Raw genomic sequence first — 17,105 nt, forward strand, 5'->3', positions numbered from 1 at the left:
GGGCATGGCCTCGGTGTGGACGGCGATCGCCGCGACGGCACTCTGCGCGGTCTTCGCGGTGCTGCTGGCCATGGGGCAGGCGGTGCTGGCCCGGCATCGTGCGGCCGGTGCGGCCGACCTGGCGGTCCTGGCCGCCGCCGACCACGCGCTGCTGGGCGAGGACGCGGCCTGCGGGCTTGCCCGGCGCGTGGCCCGGGCCCAGCGGGCGAGCGTGGTGCGCTGCGTGGTGCAGGGCGAGATCGCCGAGGTGGCGGCCGAGGCGCGGGCCGGTCCGTATGCCGTACGGGCCCGGTCCCGCGCGGGGCCCGCGGCGCCGGAGCCCGGCCGCGGGGCCGTGGCCGGGAGCTGATGCGCTGGCACCGGCACCGGTGGACCGGCACTGGTGCCACCGCCTCAGCCGTCCCCTGGCGGGTCTTCCTGAGGCGGTACGGCGGGCGTGGCGGGCGTGGCGGGCGTGGCAGGTGTGTCGGGCGGTCCGGCGGGGGCGTCGGCCAGGAGGCGGGTGAGGAGGCGGATGGCGGCCTTTTTGTCGAGCGGATCGTTGCCGTTGCCGCATTTCGGCGACTGGATGCACGACGGACAGCCCGCATCGCACTCGCAGGCGGCAATGGCCTCGCGCGTGGCGTCGAGCCACGACGCGGCCGTGTGGAAGGCCCGTTCGGCGAAGCCCGCACCGCCCGAGTGGCCGTCGTAGACGAAGACGGTGGGCAGGAGCGTGTCCGGGTGCAGGGGTACGGAGACACCGCCGATGTCCCAGCGGTCGCAGGTGGCGAACAGCGGCAGCATGCCGATCGAGGCGTGTTCCGCGGCGTGCAGCGCTCCGCCGAGGGCCTCGGGGAGGATGCGGGCCTCGTCGAGCTGGTCGTCGGTGACCGTCCACCACACGGCGCGGGTGCGCAGCGTACGCGGCGGCAGGTCCAGCTTGGTCTCGCCGAGGACCTCCCCGGTGATGAGCTTGCGGCGAAGGAAGGAAACGACCTGACTGGTGACCTCGACCGAACCGAAGCACAGCTTCGCGTCCCCCCACGGGATCTCCGTGCCGGTCTCCAGGATCGAGACGGAGGTGGTGTCGCGGGCGGTCGTCGAGTAGGGCGGGTCGGCCTGCTCGACCAGGGCGACGGAGTCCTCCAGGTCGAGCCTGCGGACCAGGTAGCTGCGGCCCTGGTGGAGGTGGACCGCGCCCTCGTGCACGGTGGTGTGCGCGGCGGAGGCGTCCACGGTGCCCAGCAGCCGGCCTGTGCCCTCCTCGACGACCTGGACGGGCCGCCCGCCCTCGCCCCGGATGTCGGTGAGGTCGGCGGCGCGCTCACGGCGGGTCCAGTGCCAGACGGTTCCGCGGCGTCGGAGCAGCTTGCGGGCCTCGAGCTGCGAGAGCAGCCCCCGGGTCTCGGGGCCGAACAGCGACAGGTCGGCTTCGGTCAGCGGCAGCTCCTCGGCCGCCGCGCACAGGTGGGGAGCGAGGACGTACGGGTTGTCCGGGTCGAGGACGGTGGACTCGACGGGCTGCTCGAACAGTGCTTCGGGGTGGTGGACGAGATAGGTGTCCAGCGGGTCGTCCCGCGCCACGAGGACCGCGAGCGCGCCCTGCCCCGCGCGGCCGGCGCGGCCGGCCTGCTGCCACAGGGAGGCGCGGGTGCCGGGGTAGCCGGCGAGGAGGACGGCGTCGAGACCGGCGACGTCGACGCCGAGCTCCAGGGCCGTCGTGGCGGAGAGGCCGAGCAGCTCCCCGGTGTGCAGGGCGCGCTCGAGGGCGCGGCGCTCCTCGGGGAGGTAGCCGCCCCGGTAGGCGGCGACGCGCGAGGGGAGGGAGCGGTCCACTGCCGCGAGCCGCTCCTGGGCTATCAGTGCCACGAGTTCGGCGCTGCGCCGGGAGCGGGTGAACGCGACGGTGCGTACGCCCTGGACGGCCAGGCCGGTGAGCAGGTCGGCGGCCTCGGCGGTGGCGGTGCGGCGGACGGGCGCGCCCCGTTCGCCGTGGAGCTCGGTGAGCGGAGGCTCCCACAGGGCGAAGACGAGCTCGCCGCGCGGCGAGGCGTCCTTGGTGATCTCCACGACCGGCACCCCCGTGAGCCGCCCCGCGGAGGCCGCGGGGTCGGAGGCGGTGGCGGAGGCCAGCAGGAAGACGGGTTCGGAGCCGTAGCGGGCACAGACGCGGCGCAGCCTGCGCAGCACCTGGGCCACGTGCGAGCCGAAGACCCCGCGATAGGTGTGGCACTCGTCGACGACGACATAGCGCAGGGCGCGCAGGAAGGAGCTCCACCTGGGGTGGGCGGGCAGGATGGAGCGGTGGAGCATGTCGGGGTTGGTGAGCGCGTAATTGGCGTACTGGCGCACCCACTCCCGGTCCTCCACGGGCGTGTCGCCGTCGTAGACCGCGGCCCGGACGGCCTTGCCGAGAGGAGCGGCGAGCTCCTGCACGGCGCGCCGCTGGTCGGCGGCGAGTGCCTTGGTGGGGGCGAGGTAGAGGGCGGTCGTGCCGCGCCCGTTGGGCGCCTCCGCCCCGTCCAGCAGCGTGCTCAGCACCGGCGCGAGATAGGCGAGCGACTTGCCGGACGCCGTGCCGGTGGCCACGACCACCGACTCGCCGCGCAGCGCGTGCTCGGCGGTCAGCGCCTGGTGGGCCCAGGGGCGGGCGATTCCCGCGGCCCGGACGGCCTCGGCGACTTCCGGCCGGATCTTCTCCGGCCAGGGGGCATGACGTCCCGGGCGAGGGGGCAAGTGCTCCGTATGAGTGATGCGTGCAGCCCGGCCTCCCGCGGCGGTGAGCCGTTCGAGGGCCGCCCGGGGAGAGGGATGTACGCCCGCCTCCGGCGGGAGTTGATCGTGAGCCATTGCCATCGAGTGTGTCACTGGCGTGACGGACAATGGCCCCAAGGCGTCGTGCGCGCCTGCCGGTAAGTGATTGAATGCCATCGCGGCTGCCGATCCATGGGGGGCGACCGCTCGATGCAAGGTGCTGGAGGATCCGTGGACCTGTCCCTGTCGACCGAAACCGTAGGCGACCGTACGGTTGTCAAGGTCGGTGGCGAGATTGATGTGTACACCGCGCCCAAGCTGCGGGAGCAGCTGGTCGAGCTTGTCAACGACGGCAGCTATCACCTCGTCGTGGACATGGAGGCCGTCGACTTCCTGGACTCCACCGGGCTCGGCGTCCTGGTCGGTGGTCTCAAGCGGGTGCGTGCCCATGAGGGTTCGCTGCGCTTGGTCTGCAACCAGGAGCGCATTCTCAAGATTTTCCGTATCACCGGTCTCACCAAGGTGTTCCCGATCCACACCTCGGTCCAGGACGCGGTGCAGGCGACCGACTGACGGTCGCCTGACGACAACGCCACGCGGGGGCGCCGGGCCTAGGGGTTCGGTCCCTCCGTGAGTTCGCCCTGTTCCGGTAGAGGGACTGTCCCGGTCAGAGGGACCGCCCCGGCGGAAGAGGGCACGTACGACTGAGGGGGATGGCATGGCCACCGTCGAACTGCTTTTCAGTGCCCTTCCCGAGCACGTTCGCACCGCGCGTCTCGTCGCGGCTGCTGTGGCGCGCCGGGCCGGGGTCGACGAGGCCGTGCTGGACGAGGTGCGGCTCGCGGTGGGCGAGGCCTGCTCGCGTGCCGTCGGTCTGCATGTCGCCAACGACATCTCCACCCCGGTACGGGTCGTGCTGACCGAGGAGGAGAAGAAGTTCTCCATCGAGGTGGGTGACGACGCGCCGCGGGCTGTCGTCGTCGAGGGCGCTTCCGCCCATGGCTCCGCCACCGCGTCGGATGAGAGCGGTGCGGAGGGCGAGGACGAGATGGGCCTCGCCGTCATCAGCGGTCTCGTCGACGACGTCGAGGTGACCGCGGGGGAGGACGGCGGTGTGATCCGGATGAGCTGGCCGACGGCCCCGGCGCCCGTCCTGCCGTAGTCCGGCACCGCATTTTTCCGTAGTCCGGCCTCCGTATTGCGTCGTAGCTCTGCGGGGTGGCGGAATCGCGTCGTGTGCCGTGCGGCAATTCCGGATCTTCACTGGAGATCGCCGGTTGCCCGGATCTCCGTGGGCGGATCTTCACGGGCCCGTTCATCCGGCCTGCGGGTCGTCCAAGGGTCGTCCACACGGTCTTCACTTGCGCAGGCTTATTCCGTTTCCTGCGCTCTGTTTTGATCCCGTCCCGCTTCCTACAATCCGTCCATCTTGAGCTCAGGACGCCTGAGCGTGGCGGCTGTTCCGCGGTCGCGGTCCGGTCGCGCGCCCATGTGCCAAACGTCAGGGAGGACGAATGGCAGGGCACTTCACCCCTGAACAGGTGGACTTCACTCAAAGACTCGCGGTCGAGCTGACCCCCGGCAACCGCACCATCGTGATCGTCATCGCGGCCGTCGCGCTCGCGGCTCTCGCGGTGGCCGTGATGCTGGTGCGGCAGGTGCTTGCGGCAGGTGAGGGCACCGACAGCATGAAGAGAATTGCCGCCGCGGTCCAGGAAGGCGCGAACGCCTATCTGGCGCGGCAGTTGCGCACGCTCGGCGTATTCGCCGTGGTCGTGTTCTTCCTGCTCATGCTTCTGCCCGCCGACAACTGGTCGCAGCGTGCGGGGCGTTCGGTGTTCTTTCTGGTCGGGGCGCTCTTTTCCGCCGCGACCGGCTATATCGGCATGTGGCTCGCGGTGCGCAGCAATGTGCGTGTGGCCGCTGCCGCTCGAGAGGCGACGCCCGCCCCGGGCGAGCCCGAAAAGGATCTGAGGGCCGTCGCACACAAGGCCATGAAGATCGCGTTTCGCACGGGCGGGGTCGTCGGCATGTTCACCGTCGGCCTCGGGCTGCTGGGCGCCTCCTGCGTGGTGCTCGTCTATGCGGCCGACGCACCGAAGGTGCTGGAGGGTTTCGGCTTCGGTGCCGCGCTGCTGGCCATGTTCATGAGGGTCGGCGGCGGCATCTTCACCAAGGCGGCGGATGTCGGTGCCGACCTCGTCGGCAAGGTCGAAAAGGGCATTCCCGAGGACGACCCGCGCAATGCGGCCACCATCGCGGACAATGTCGGCGACAACGTGGGCGACTGCGCGGGCATGGCGGCCGACCTCTTCGAGTCGTACGCGGTGACGCTCGTCGCCGCGCTGATCCTCGGCAAGGCCGCGTTCGGCAACGACGGGCTCGCCTTCCCGCTGCTCGTCCCGGCCATCGGTGTGCTCACGGCGATGATCGGTATCTTCGCGGTGGCGCCGCGCCGTGCCGACCGCAGCGGCATGACCGCGATCAACCGGGGCTTCTTCATTTCGGCCGTCATTTCGCTCGGACTCGTGGCAGTGGCGGTGTTCGCGTATCTGCCGTCCAGCTACGCGGATTTGAAGGGCCTCGGCGACGCGGCGATCCGTGGTCACAACGGCGATCCGAGGGTGCTCGCGCTGGTCGCGGTCGCCATCGGCATCGTCCTCGCGGCGCTCATCCAGCAGCTCACGGGCTACTTCACGGAGACCAGCCGGCGGCCCGTACGGGACATCGGCAAGACCTCGCTCACCGGTCCCGCGACCGTGGTGCTCGCCGGTGTCTCCATCGGTCTCGAGTCGGCCGTGTACTCGGCGGTGCTGATCGCCCTGGGTGTGTACGGGGCGTTCCTGCTGGGCGGTTCGTCGATCATGCTGGCGCTGTTCGCTGTCGCGCTCGCCGGTACGGGGCTGCTGACGACCGTCGGCGTCATCGTCGCCATGGACACCTTCGGGCCGGTCTCCGACAACGCGCAGGGCATCGCGGAGATGTCCGGCGACGTCGAGGGCGCGGGCGCGCAGGTGCTCACCGACCTCGACGCCGTGGGCAACACCACCAAGGCGATCACCAAGGGCATCGCCATCGCCACGGCGGTACTGGCGGCGTCCGCGTTGTTCGGCTCGTACCATGACGCGATCGACACGGCGGTCCGGGACGTCCACGCGAACTCCTCGGCGCTGGGGCTGAGTCTGGACATCTCGCATCCCAACAACCTCGTCGGGCTCGTGCTCGGCGCGGCCGTGGTGTTCCTCTTCTCCGGGCTGGCGATCAGCGCGGTGTCGCGGTCGGCGGGTTCGGTGGTCTACGAGGTGCGGCGGCAGTTCCGCGAGCACCCCGGGATCATGGACTACACGGAGCAGCCGGAGTACGGGCGCGTGGTGGACATCTGTACCAAGGACGCGCTGCGCGAACTCGCCACGCCCGGGCTGCTCGCCGTGATGGCCCCCATCGCGGTCGGCTTCGCCCTGGGTGTCGGTGCGCTCGGCTCGTACCTCGCCGGAGCGATCAGTGCCGGCACGCTGATGGCCGTCTTCCTGGCCAACTCCGGTGGCGCGTGGGACAACGCCAAGAAGCTGGTCGAGGACGGGCGTCACGGCGGCAAGGGAAGCGAGGCGCACGCGGCGACGGTCATCGGCGACACGGTGGGCGATCCGTTCAAGGACACCGCCGGTCCCGCGATCAACCCGCTGCTGAAGGTCATGAACCTGGTGGCACTGCTGATCGCCCCGGCGGTGGTGAAGTTCTCGTACGGGGACGACGCCAACCGGGGCCTGAGGATCGGTGTCGCCGCGCTGGCGGCCGTCGTCATCATCGGCGCGGTGTACGTCTCCAAGCGGCGCGGCGTCGCCGTGGACGACGACGGCGAGACCGAACCGGCGGCGCAGTCGGCCGACCCCGCGGTGGTGTCCTGACCCAGTCCTGACTCCGTAGCGGACGAACCGGGGCGGACGGTGCGCAAGGCGCCGTCCGCCCTGGTCCGTTCCGCCGGGGGAGGAGCGGGAGGAGAATGCGGCGAACGCCACGCCGGGCTTGGTGCAAATGGCTATAAAAACCTCATATGGGTTGCCTGGCTCGCGGTCCGTTCCCGAGGGACGTGTAAGTTCCGGGGCCGAGAGCCATTGAAGGGACCGAACCGGTGAACAAGAAGCTTGTGGCCGCACTGTCGGGCGGTGCGGCACTTGTCCTGGCACTGACCGGCTGTGGCGGCGGCGGTGACGACAGCGGCAAGAAGCTCGACGCCTGGGCCAAGAAGGTCTGCGATCAGATGCAGCCCCAGGTCAAGAAGATCCAGGACGCCAACTCCTCGATCGCCGCGATGAAGTCGGAGGAGGACTCGAAGAAGGTCCAGAAGACCGACTCGGCGGCCTTCCAGGCCAACGCCGACGCCTACAAGGCGCTCGCCACCTCCGTCGACAACGCCGGTGCGCCGCCCGGCAAGGACGGGGAGGACAGCCAGAAGAACGCCGTCAAGGCGCTCAACGACCTCTCGTCGGCCTACACCGGGCTCAAGAAGCAGGTCGAGGGCCTGGACACCAAGGACAAGGGCAAGTTCGCCGAGGGTCTCAAGACCATCGCGACCGGCATCGGCCAGCTCAGCGGCAAGAGCCAGGACGCCCTGAACAAGCTGCAGTCGGGCGACGTCGGCAAGGCGATGATGAAGCAGGCCAGCTGCAGGCAGTCGTCGGTGATGCCGACGCCGTCGAAGAAGTAACAGCGCTTCCCCGAAAGCCCCGGTACCGCCGCCGTGGTGCCGGGCTTTCGCCTTTGTCGGTGGTGCCCCCGACAATGGACCGCGTGAGTACGCTCCCCACCGCCGCCGACCCCGCGCGCACCGCCCGCCTGCGCGACGCCCTGCTCGCCGCCGGCTTCACCGCCGACGGCCTCCTCGACCTGCTCGGCGCCTCCGCCTATGCCGCGCTCGCGCGCAGCGAGACCGTCCCGGCGCTGCGCGCCACGCGCGGGGACAGCCCGCTGGAGACCCTGGTCCGGCTCTTCCTCCTGCAGCGGCCTGCCCCGTACGGCCGTGCTTCCGCCGCGCTCCCGGCGGAGGAGTGCCTGGCCGACGGCTGGCTCGTCCGCGACGGCGAGGACGTCCGGGCGGCCGTGGACGTCCGGCCGTACGGCGGCCCCGAGGGGCAGGACTGGTGGATCGTCTCCGACCTCGGCTGTGCGGTCGGCGGCGCCGGCGGCATCGGCGGGGGAGCGGCCGGGGCGGACCGCTCCGAGCTGGTCCTCGGCGTCGGCGGCGCGTCCACCACGCTCGCCGGGCTCACCGTGCGCACGCCCGTCGCGAGCGCGCTCGACCTCGGCACCGGTTCCGGGATCCAGGCCCTGCACGCGGCCCAGCACGCCACCCGTGTCATGGCCACCGACCTCAACCCGCGTGCTCTGGCCATGGCTCGGCTCACCCTTGCGCTGTCCGGTGCGCCCGAGGCCGATCTGCGCCGGGGCTCGCTCTTCGAGCCGGTCGCCGACGAGACGTTCGACCTGATCGTCTCCAACCCGCCGTTCGTCATCTCTCCCGGCGCCCGGCTCACCTACCGCGACGGCGGCATGGGCGGCGACGACCTGTGCCGCACGCTCGTCTGCCAGTCGGCCGCCCGGCTCAACGACGGCGGTTACTGCCAGCTGCTCGCCAACTGGCAGCACGTGGAGGGCGAGGACTGGCGCGAGCGGCTGGCGTCCTGGGTGCCGGCCGGCTGCGACGCGTGGATCGTCCAGCGCGAGGTGCAGGACGTGGCGCAGTACGCCGAGCTGTGGCTGCGCGACGCGGGCGACCACCGCACCTCGCCGGAGGAGTACGCGGCGCGGTACGACGCCTGGCTGGAGGAGTTCGAGGCGCGCGGTACCAAGGGTGTCGGATTCGGCTGGATCACGCTGCGCAAGTCCGGTTCCGACCGGCCGTCCGTGACGGTCGAGGAGTGGCCGCACCCGGTCGAGCAGCCGCTCGGCGAGCACATCCGGGCGCACTTCGAGCGGCAGGACTTCCTGCGGGCGCACGATGACGCGGCGCTGCTGGCCTCGCGCTTCCAGCTGGCCCCGGAGGTCGTGCAGGAACAGGTGGGGATGCCGGGGGCGGAGGATCCCGAGCACGTGGTGCTCCGGCAGAACCGCGGCATGCGCCGGGCCACCAAGGTGGACACGGTCGGCGCGGGCTTCGCGGGCGTGTGCGACGGGACGCTCAGCGCGGGCCGGATCCTCGACGCCATCGCGCAGCTCGTCGGGGAGGACCCGGTGCTGCTGCGCGGCCGTACGCCCGAGGCGATCCGGATGCTGGTGGAGCAGGGTTTCCTGATCCCGGTGCGGTAGCGCGCGGAAGAAAAGCGGAAGAAAAGCGGGCGGTCCGCTTCCGGTTTCCGGAGGCGGACCGCCCGTGTGCGCCCAGGGCCGTGCGGGGCGTCAGCCGCGCAGCACGAAGCCCTTCTTGTCGGTGCGGGTGTTGCTGACGAGGAAGATGATGCCGTCGATCAGCGCCCAGATGCCGAGGCCGCCGCAGGTGAGGAGCTGGGCGACGCCCATGCCGACGTGGCCGGTGTAGAAGCGGCCGATGCCCAGGTAGCCCAGGAGGATCTGGAGGACGCCCGCCACGATCTTGGACTTCTCGGAGTACGGCTGCCCGTTGGGGGCGTGGCCGTACGGGGTGCCGGCGCCCGGCTGGGGTGCCTGCGGGTAGGGGTAGGACATGGGGTTTCTCCTCGAAGAGCGGTTCGCGGTGCCGCCGTGCCCGTCGGGGAACGAGGGCTGTGCGGCAGCGATCAAGCAGACGAGGTGGATTTCCGGACAGTTGTATGGTCCGGCGAAATCGTGATCTTTCGGTTACCGGCAAATGCGGAGCAATCACCCATTCCGGTGCTGGAACGGGTGATTCAGCCGATCAGGTTGCGGACGACCGCCCAGAGCACGGCGACGCCCAGCACGGAGGCCGTCCCGGCCCTGCTGAACCGCGGCCGGTAGCGCCGCCCCCGCAGCCCCTCCAGCAGCCAGCGGCCGCACAGATACGCGGCCAGGGGGGTGCCGAGGACCAGCAGCACGGCGTTGTCGTGGAGCGCGGTGCCGAAGTCGCCGTGCAGCAGGTCGTACGCCATGCGGGTGCCGCCGCAGGCCGGGCAGAGCAGCCCGGTCGCCCAGTTGAACGGGCAGCGCGGCAGCAGGTGCCCGGGTTGGTGCGGGTCCGTCCCCCACAGGTACGCGGCGCCGGCCGCCCCGGCCACGAGCACGCCGAGGGGCGCCGCGGCCGGGTGTGAGGCGGCGCGGGCGAACCGGGCGGACGGCCGGTCAGCCACGCAGCGGGCGCCCCTCCGAGTCGGTGCCGTTGCCGGTCAGCAGCACGATGCCGTCGACCAGCGCCCAGATGCCGAGGCCGCCGCAGGTGAAGAGCTGGCCGAGGCCCTGGCCGATGTGGCCGGTGTAGAAGCGGCCGACGCCGAAGCTGCCCAGGAAGAGCGACAGGACGCCCGCCACGATCTTGGACTTCTCGGAGTAGGGGCGGCCGTGGGGGTCGTAGCCGTAGGGAGCGTTCGGGTCGGGCATGTACATCCCCGGCATCCCCGGCATCCCAGGCATGCCCGGCTGCGGCGGGTAGGGGTAGCCGGGCTGGCCCTGCGGGTACGGGGCCTGCTGGGGGTAGCCGTACCCCGGCTGCTCGTATCCGGGCTGTCCGGTGCCCGGCTGCCCGTACGGAGGCAGGCCGCCCTGGCCGGGCTGGTCCTGCGGTGCGCCGGAAGTGCCGTACGGGTTCTGATCGGACATAAGTGGAGAGCCCTCGTTATGTGATAGTTGGCGAAAAATAGCCGCACGGTCGGGTGTCGACGCGTGCGGCCGCCCATCCTGCCAGCAGGTTCTGGCACCGGTTCATCGCGGCTGCCGGGGCGGCCGCCGGGGGCGCGGTGCGCGGGGCGGGCGCCGGTCCGTCGCGTGGCCTGTGTGACGGTCCTGGCGGCAGACAGGACGCTTGTCGGGTTACCGTTCGAGTGGCGTTGCGGGCTTTCTTCGTTTGACATAGGGGCGGGATGTACCGTCACACTCCGCAGCGTCACAGCAACTCCCGTACCGAGTGCCGACCGGAAGAAGAGCGAAGTTGTCCCCGACCAGCGAGACCGCACACGGCGGCCGCCGACTCGTCATCGTCGAGTCGCCTGCCAAGGCGAAGACGATCAAGGGCTACCTCGGCCCCGGATACGTCGTCGAGGCGAGCGTCGGGCACATCCGTGACCTGCCCAACGGGGCCGCCGAGGTCCCGGCCAAGTACAAGGGCGAGCCCTGGGCCCGGCTCGGCGTGAACGTCGATGCCGACTTCCAGCCCGTCTACGTGGTCAACGCGGACAAGAAGGAGCAGGTCAAGAAGCTCAAGGGGCTGCTGGCCGAGTCCGACGAGCTCTTCCTCGCCACCGATGAGGACCGCGAGGGCGAGGCCATCGCCTGGCACCTCCAGGAGGTCCTCAAGCCCAAGGTCCCGGTCCGCCGGATGGTCTTCCACGAGATCACCAAGGACGCGATCCAGTCCGCCGTCGCCAATCCGCGCGAGCTGAACAAGAAGCTCGTCGACGCCCAGGAGACCCGCCGCATCCTCGACCGCCTCTACGGCTACGAGGTCTCGCCGGTCCTCTGGAAGAAGGTCATGCCCCGGCTGTCCGCCGGACGGGTGCAGTCCGTGGCGACCCGCCTCGTCGTCGAGCGGGAGCGCGAGCGCATCGCCTTCCGCTCCGCCGAGTACTGGGACCTCACCGGCACCTTTGCCACCGGCCGCGGCGGCGACGCCAGCGACCCCGGCACCTTCGCCGCCCGGCTGAGCGCGGTCGACGGCCGCCGCGTCGCCCAGGGCCGCGACTTCGGGTCGACCGGGCAGCTGAAGGATTCCGCCCAGGTCCTGCACCTGGACGAGGCCAACGCCCGCGCGCTGGCCGTGGCCCTCGCGGACACGTCCTTCGCGGTCCGCTCGGTCGAGTCCAAGCCCTACCGCCGCTCGCCGTACGCCCCCTTCCGCACCACGACCCTCCAGCAGGAGGCGTCGCGCAAGCTCGGCTTCGGTGCGAAGGCGACCATGCAGGTGGCCCAGAAGCTGTACGAGAACGGCTTCATCACCTATATGCGTACGGACTCCACGACCCTGTCCGACACGGCGGTCACCGCCGCCCGGGCGCAGGTCACCCAGCTCTACGGCGCCGACTACCTGCCGGAGAAGCCGCGGACGTACGCGGGCAAGGTCAAGAACGCCCAGGAGGCGCACGAGGCGATCCGCCCTTCGGGTGATCGTTTCCGCACCCCCGCGGAGACCGGGCTCACCGGCGACCAGTTCCGGCTCTACGAGCTGATCTGGAAGCGGACCGTCGCCTCCCAGATGAAGGACGCGGTCGGCAACTCGGTCACGGTGAAGATCGCCGGCAGGTCGAGCGACGGCCGGGACGCCGAGTTCAGCGCGTCCGGCAAGACGATCACCTTCCACGGCTTCATGAAGGCGTACGTCGAGGGCGCCGACGACCCGAACGCCGAACTCGACGACCGCGAGCGCCGGCTGCCGCAGGTCACCGAGGGCGACCGGCTCACCGCCGAGGAGATCACCGCGGACGGCCACGCCACCAAGCCGCCGGCCCGCTACACCGAGGCTTCGCTGGTCAAGGAGCTGGAAGAGCGCGAGATCGGCCGTCCGTCGACGTACGCGTCGATCATCGGCACCATCCTCGACCGCGGCTACGTCTTCAAGAAGGGCACCGCGCTCGTCCCGTCGTTCCTCTCCTTCGCGGTCGTGAACCTGCTGGAGAAGCACTTCGGCCGGCTCGTCGACTACGACTTCACCGCCTCCATGGAGGAGGACCTCGACCGCATCGCCCGCGGCGAGGCGCAGGCCGTGCCGTGGCTGCGCCGCTTCTACTTCGGCGAGGGCCCCGAGGGCGGCGCCGCCGATGCCGGCAACGGCGACGGCGACCACCTCGGCGGCCTGAAGGAACTGGTCACCGACCTGGGCGCGATCGACGCCCGCGAGGTGTCCTCCTTCCCCGTCGGCGAGGGCATCGTGCTGCGCGTCGGCCGCTACGGCCCGTACGTCGAGCGCGGCGAGAAGGACACCGAGGGCCACCAGCGGGCGGACGTCCCCGGTGACCTGGCGCCCGACGAGCTGACCGTGGAGTACGCCGAGGAGCTGTTCGCCCGGCCGAGCGGCGAGTACGAGCTGGGCGCGGACCCGGTCAGCGGGAACCAGATCGTCGCCAAGGACGGCCGCTACGGCCCGTACGTCACCGAGATCCTGCCCGAGGGCACCCCGAAGACCGGCAAGAACGCGGTCAAGGCGCGCACCGCCTCGCTGTTCAAGTCGATGTCCCTCGACACCGTCACCCTCGAGGACGCGCTCAAGCTGATGTCGCTGCCGCGCGTGGTCGGCGCCGACGCCGAAGGCGTGGAGATCACCGCGCAGAACGGCCGCTACGGCCCGTACCTGAAGAAGGGCACGGACTCGCGGTCGCTGGAGACCGAGGACCAGCTCTTCGACATCACGCTGGAGCAGGCCCTCGCCATCTACGCGCAGCCCAAGCAGCGCGGGCGGGCCGCGGCCAAGCCGCCGCTGAAGGAGCTGGGCACCGACCCGGTCAGCGAGCGTCCGGTCGTGGTCAAGGACGGCCGCTTCGGTCCGTACGTCACGGACGGCGAGACCAACGCGACGCTGCGCCGTGACGACGATGTCGAGACGATCACTCCCGAGCGCGGCTTCGAGCTGCTCGCGGAGAAGCGTGCCAAGGGCCCGGCGAAGAAGACCGCGGCCAAGAAGACGGCGAAGAAGGCGCCGGCCAAGAAGGCGGCCGCGACGAAGACCACTGCGACGAAGAAGGCAGCGGCCAAGAAGACGACCGCGAAGAAGACCGCGGCCAAGAAGACGACGACCGCGGCAAAGGCCGAGTAGGCCAAGTAGGCCGAGCGGCGCGAGCAGCAGCCGAGGGCGGTGGACCGGATACCGGGCCACCGCCCTCGCTGTTCGCACTGGCGGTCGGTAATTGGGCGCTCCGGATAGGCTGGCAGGATGACGCGAGCCGAGCAGCCCCCAGTGGCGACCTCCACGTCCGAGGCACTGGCCGCGGACTCCCGCGAGCGTGCCGTACGAGCCCTTTTGCGCATCCCGTCGCTCAAGCAGCTGTGGAGCGCCCAGTGCGCGGGCGGGGTCGGTGACGCCCTCGGCGTCCTGGTGCTCGTGTTGCTCGCGCTCCAGGCGGCGGGTACGGCTGGTTCGTTCGGCGGTGGCTACCGCGGTGCGGCCTTCGCCGTGGCCGCGGTCATCGGTGCGCGCCTGCTCGCCACGCTGCTCTTCGGCGCCGTCCTGCTCGGCCCGGTCACCTCGCTCATCGCGCCCGGCGGCCCCCTCGACCGCCGCTGGACGATGGTCGGCGCGGACGCCGTACGGGCGCTGCTGCTGGCCGTCGCGCCGGTGTGGATCGACTTCACCGAGAGCAAGGCGCTCGCCGTCCTGCTCGTCACGGCCTTCGTCCTCGGCGTCGCCGAGCGCGTATGGACGGTGGTCAAGGACGGTTCGGCCCCCGCGCTGCTGCCGCAGCCGCCGCCCGGAGCGGCGGCCGTGCGCCAGGGTCCGGACCACCTGGACGCGCTGCGGCGCCTGTCGCTGCGTACGTCCTTCCTGACGCTGCCCGTCGCCGCCGCGGCGCTGCTCGTCGTCACGCTGATCGGCAATCTGCTCGGCTCGGGCATCGACTGGTTCCACCTGCACCAGGCGGCCCTCGGCACGTATCTCGCGGCCGCGCTGTTCACCGCGTCCGCCGTGATCGTCTACTTCCTGTCCCTCCCCGGCGCGGAGCCGGCCCGCGTGCACTCCCCGCTGGAGGGCCTGCGCCGCCCGAAGACCGACCGGGGGCCCGACACGGGCCGTACGGGCGCGATCCCCGTGCTCGTCCTGGCCTGCGCCGCGGTGGCCGGGGCGATCGCCGCGGCCGTCGGCGTCGCCGCGCTCCAGGCCGGGGACCTCGGCGGCGGGCCGGTGGACTACGCGCTGCTCGTCCTGGTGCTCGCCGGCGGCCCGGCCGTCGGCATCCGCAGGGCCGTCAAGGTGCTGCCCGGCTTCTCCCGGCGCCGCCTGCTGGCGCTCGCGCTCGCGGTGACGGGCCTGGCGCTGCTGGTCGCCGGCCTGGTGCCGGACGCCACGACGGTGCTGCTGCTCATGCTGCTGGCCGGTGTGTCGGCGGGCGTGGCGGCCGGCACCGGGCACTCCCTGCTCGACCAGGAGACGGAGGAGGCCCGCAGGGCCCGTACGACCGAGCACCTGCACGCCGTCGTCCGCGTCAGCATCGCGCTGGGCGCCCTCCTGACGCCCGCCCTCGCCGCCGTCATCGGCCCGCACCGGCTCGTGAGCGGCAGCTTCGTCTTCGCGCACGGCGGCGCGGCGTTCACGCTGATGCTCGTCGGCGCGCTGCTGCTGCCCGTCGCCGCCCTGGTCCTCGGCAAGACCGACGACCGGCACGGCGTGCCGTTCCACCGCGACCTGATGGACGTGGTGCAGGGCGGCGACCCGGCGCAGGCGCAGGCGGACAACGGTTTCTTCATCGCCTTCGAGGGCGGCGACGGCGCCGGGAAGTCCACCCAGGTCCAGGCGATCGCGGAGTGGATCCGCGCCAAGGGCCACGAGGTCGTCGTCACCCGCGAGCCCGGTGCGACGCCGATCGGCAAGCGGCTGCGCGCCATCCTGCTGGACGTCGCGTCGGCCGGTCTCTCGGACCGCGCGGAGGCGCTGCTGTACGCGGCGGACCGCGCCGAGCACGTCGACTCCGTCGTACGGCCCGCCCTGGAGCGCGGCGCCGTCGTCATCTCCGACCGCTACATCGACTCGTCCGTCGCCTACCAGGGCGCCGGGCGCAACCTCTCGCCGACGGAGATCGCCCGGATCAACCGCTGGGCGACGGGCGGGCTTGTCCCGCACCTGACGGTGCTGCTGGACGTCTCGCCGGAGGCCGCGCGCGAACGCTTCACGGAGGCGCCCGACCGGCTCGAGTCCGAGCCCGCCGAATTCCACCAGCGGGTGCGGACCGGCTTCCTGACCCTGGCCGCCGCCGACCCGGCGCGCTACCTCGTCGTGGACGCCGGGCAGGAGCCGGAGGCCGTCACCACGGTCGTACGGCACCGGCTCGACCAGCTGCTGCCGCTCTCCGAGTCCGAGACGAGGGCTCTCGAAGAGGCGCGCAAGGCGGCCGAGGAAGAAGCCCGCCGCAAGGCCGAGGAAGCCGCGAAGGAAGCAGCCGCGCGCAAGGCGGAGGAGGAGCGGCTCGAGCGCGAGCGCCAGGAGCAGCTCGCCAAGCTGCGGGCGGAGGAAGAGGAGCGCAAGCGCCGCGAGGCAGAGGAAGCCCAGCGCCGCGAGACCGAGCGCCAGGCCGAGGAGGCCCGGCAGCGTGCCGAGGAGGCCCGCAAGCAGGCGGAGGAGGAGCGCAGGCGCCGCGAGGCGGAGGAGCGCACCCGGGCCGCCGAGCAGGAACGGCTGCGCAAGCAGGCCGCCGAGGAGGCGCGGCTGCGCGCGGAGGCCGAGGAACGGCGCCTGGAGAAGCAGCGCAAGGCCGAGGAGGCCTTGCTGCGGGCCGAGGCGGCGCGGGTCGCGGCCGAGGCGGCAGCGGAATCCGCGGCTGAGGCGGCTGAGGCGGCTGAGGCGGCCGAGGCATCTGAGGCGGCGACGGTCGAGCGGCCGTCGCTGAGCAAGGACAAGGACGCGGCGAGTGACGCCGAGGAGACCGCGGTTCTCCAGGCACCGTCCGTGCACCGTCCGGACCCGCGCGAGACGGTCGAGCTGCGGGACGCGGACGAGACGCTGACGGTCGAGACGCCGCTGGTGCACCGTCCGGACCCGCGCGACGCGGAGGAGACGGCCGTCCTGCCGCCGGTCCCCGTGCTCCCGCCGGCGCCCCGGCGCGTCACGTGGGGCATGGAGCCCAAGAAGGCGGATGGCGGCAGCGAGGCGGAGGAGACGGCCGAGCTGCCCCACAAGGCGGACGCTCCCTCGCCCGGGCGGCCTTCGTCTGCACGGCCCTCGTCCGAGCGGCCGGAGGACCCGGTCGACCGGGTGCCCGACTGGCTCTTCCGCCCGGAGGAGCCGGAGACGAAGCGGCCCGCCGGCACCGACCCCGACAGCGAGCGGACCCGCGAGATGCCGCCCGTCCCCGGCGAGCAGAAGCCCGGGAAGACCGGCGGCGCACGCAAGCCGTGGCGCCGCCCGGAGTGGGCGGAGACCGGGGAGAACGGGGCCGACGACGCCACGCTCGCGGACGACCTGCTCGGCCGCCGCGACCGCGACAGTCGTGACCGTGACCGTGACCGCGACGGCGACGGCGACGGCGGTCCGCGGCAGGACGGCCGGTGACGGCGGCGGAAGCCGCGCGGTAACCCGTTGTCAGTGCCGT

12 protein-coding genes are annotated in these 17,105 nt (G+C 71.9%); 8 read left to right on the forward strand and 4 right to left on the reverse strand.

Features of this window, described 5'->3' with window-relative positions; all coding sequences use genetic code 11:
- Positions 1 to 4 precede the first annotated feature (4 nt).
- Positions 5 to 349: an Rv3654c family TadE-like protein gene (locus tag ACV530_RS26980; protein WP_494335221.1), complete on the forward strand. Its 345-nt coding sequence runs from the start codon at positions 5 to 7 to the stop codon at positions 347 to 349.
- Positions 350 to 393: 44 nt separating this feature from the next.
- On the opposite strand, the gene ACV530_RS26985 is transcribed toward ACV530_RS26980, so the two are convergent.
- Complete coding sequence (locus ACV530_RS26985; protein ID WP_494335222.1) at positions 394 to 2,913, reverse strand: DEAD/DEAH box helicase; 2,520 nt, start codon at positions 2,911 to 2,913, stop codon at positions 394 to 396.
- Positions 2,914 to 2,967: 54 nt separating this feature from the next.
- Between ACV530_RS26985 and ACV530_RS26990 the strand changes: the two genes are divergently transcribed.
- From ACV530_RS26990 to ACV530_RS27010, 5 genes are all read left to right on the forward strand, one after another.
- Entirely contained in the window at positions 2,968 to 3,309 is a 342-nt protein-coding gene (locus ACV530_RS26990; protein ID WP_229325853.1) for an STAS domain-containing protein, read from the forward strand.
- 145 nt (positions 3,310 to 3,454) lie between these two features.
- Complete coding sequence (locus ACV530_RS26995; RefSeq protein ID WP_494335223.1) at positions 3,455 to 3,898, forward strand: ATP-binding protein; 444 nt, start codon at positions 3,455 to 3,457, stop codon at positions 3,896 to 3,898.
- Between the two features lie 352 nt (positions 3,899 to 4,250).
- On the forward strand, positions 4,251 to 6,641 hold the full coding sequence (locus tag ACV530_RS27000; RefSeq protein WP_494335224.1) for a sodium-translocating pyrophosphatase: 2,391 nt from the start codon (positions 4,251 to 4,253) through the stop codon (positions 6,639 to 6,641).
- A 224-nt stretch (positions 6,642 to 6,865) separates the two neighbouring features.
- Entirely contained in the window at positions 6,866 to 7,441 is a 576-nt protein-coding gene (locus ACV530_RS27005; RefSeq protein WP_494335225.1) for a small secreted protein, read from the forward strand.
- A gap of 74 nt (positions 7,442 to 7,515) precedes the next feature.
- Positions 7,516 to 9,039, forward strand: coding sequence for a DUF7059 domain-containing protein (locus ACV530_RS27010; protein ID WP_494335226.1), 1,524 nt, complete (start codon positions 7,516 to 7,518; stop codon positions 9,037 to 9,039).
- 90 nt (positions 9,040 to 9,129) lie between these two features.
- Here the strand turns inward: ACV530_RS27010 and ACV530_RS27015 are convergent, their stop codons facing one another.
- From ACV530_RS27015 to ACV530_RS27025, 3 genes are all read right to left on the reverse strand, one after another.
- Positions 9,130 to 9,414, reverse strand: a complete 285-nt coding sequence (locus ACV530_RS27015; RefSeq protein WP_494335227.1) for a TM2 domain-containing protein — start codon at positions 9,412 to 9,414, stop codon at positions 9,130 to 9,132.
- Between the two features lie 182 nt (positions 9,415 to 9,596).
- The gene (locus ACV530_RS27020) at positions 9,597 to 10,013 is read right to left on the reverse strand and encodes a DUF2752 domain-containing protein (RefSeq protein ID WP_494335228.1); all 417 of its coding nucleotides are present in this window, start codon (positions 10,011 to 10,013) and stop codon (positions 9,597 to 9,599) included.
- Positions 10,006 to 10,479, reverse strand: a complete 474-nt coding sequence (locus ACV530_RS27025; protein ID WP_494335229.1) for a TM2 domain-containing protein — start codon at positions 10,477 to 10,479, stop codon at positions 10,006 to 10,008. Before ACV530_RS27025 ends, ACV530_RS27020 begins: the two co-directional genes overlap by 8 nt.
- Positions 10,480 to 10,807: 328 nt before the next feature.
- Here ACV530_RS27025 and topA point away from each other — a divergent pair, with 328 nt between their 5' ends.
- Positions 10,808 to 13,621: a type I DNA topoisomerase gene (topA, locus tag ACV530_RS27030; protein ID WP_494335230.1), complete on the forward strand. Its 2,814-nt coding sequence runs from the start codon at positions 10,808 to 10,810 to the stop codon at positions 13,619 to 13,621.
- Between the two features lie 117 nt (positions 13,622 to 13,738).
- Positions 13,739 to 17,065, forward strand: coding sequence for a dTMP kinase (gene tmk, locus ACV530_RS27035; RefSeq protein ID WP_494335231.1), 3,327 nt, complete (start codon positions 13,739 to 13,741; stop codon positions 17,063 to 17,065).
- Positions 17,066 to 17,105: the final 40 nt, after the last annotated feature.

The organism is Streptomyces sp. SX-6 (assembly GCF_059089585.1).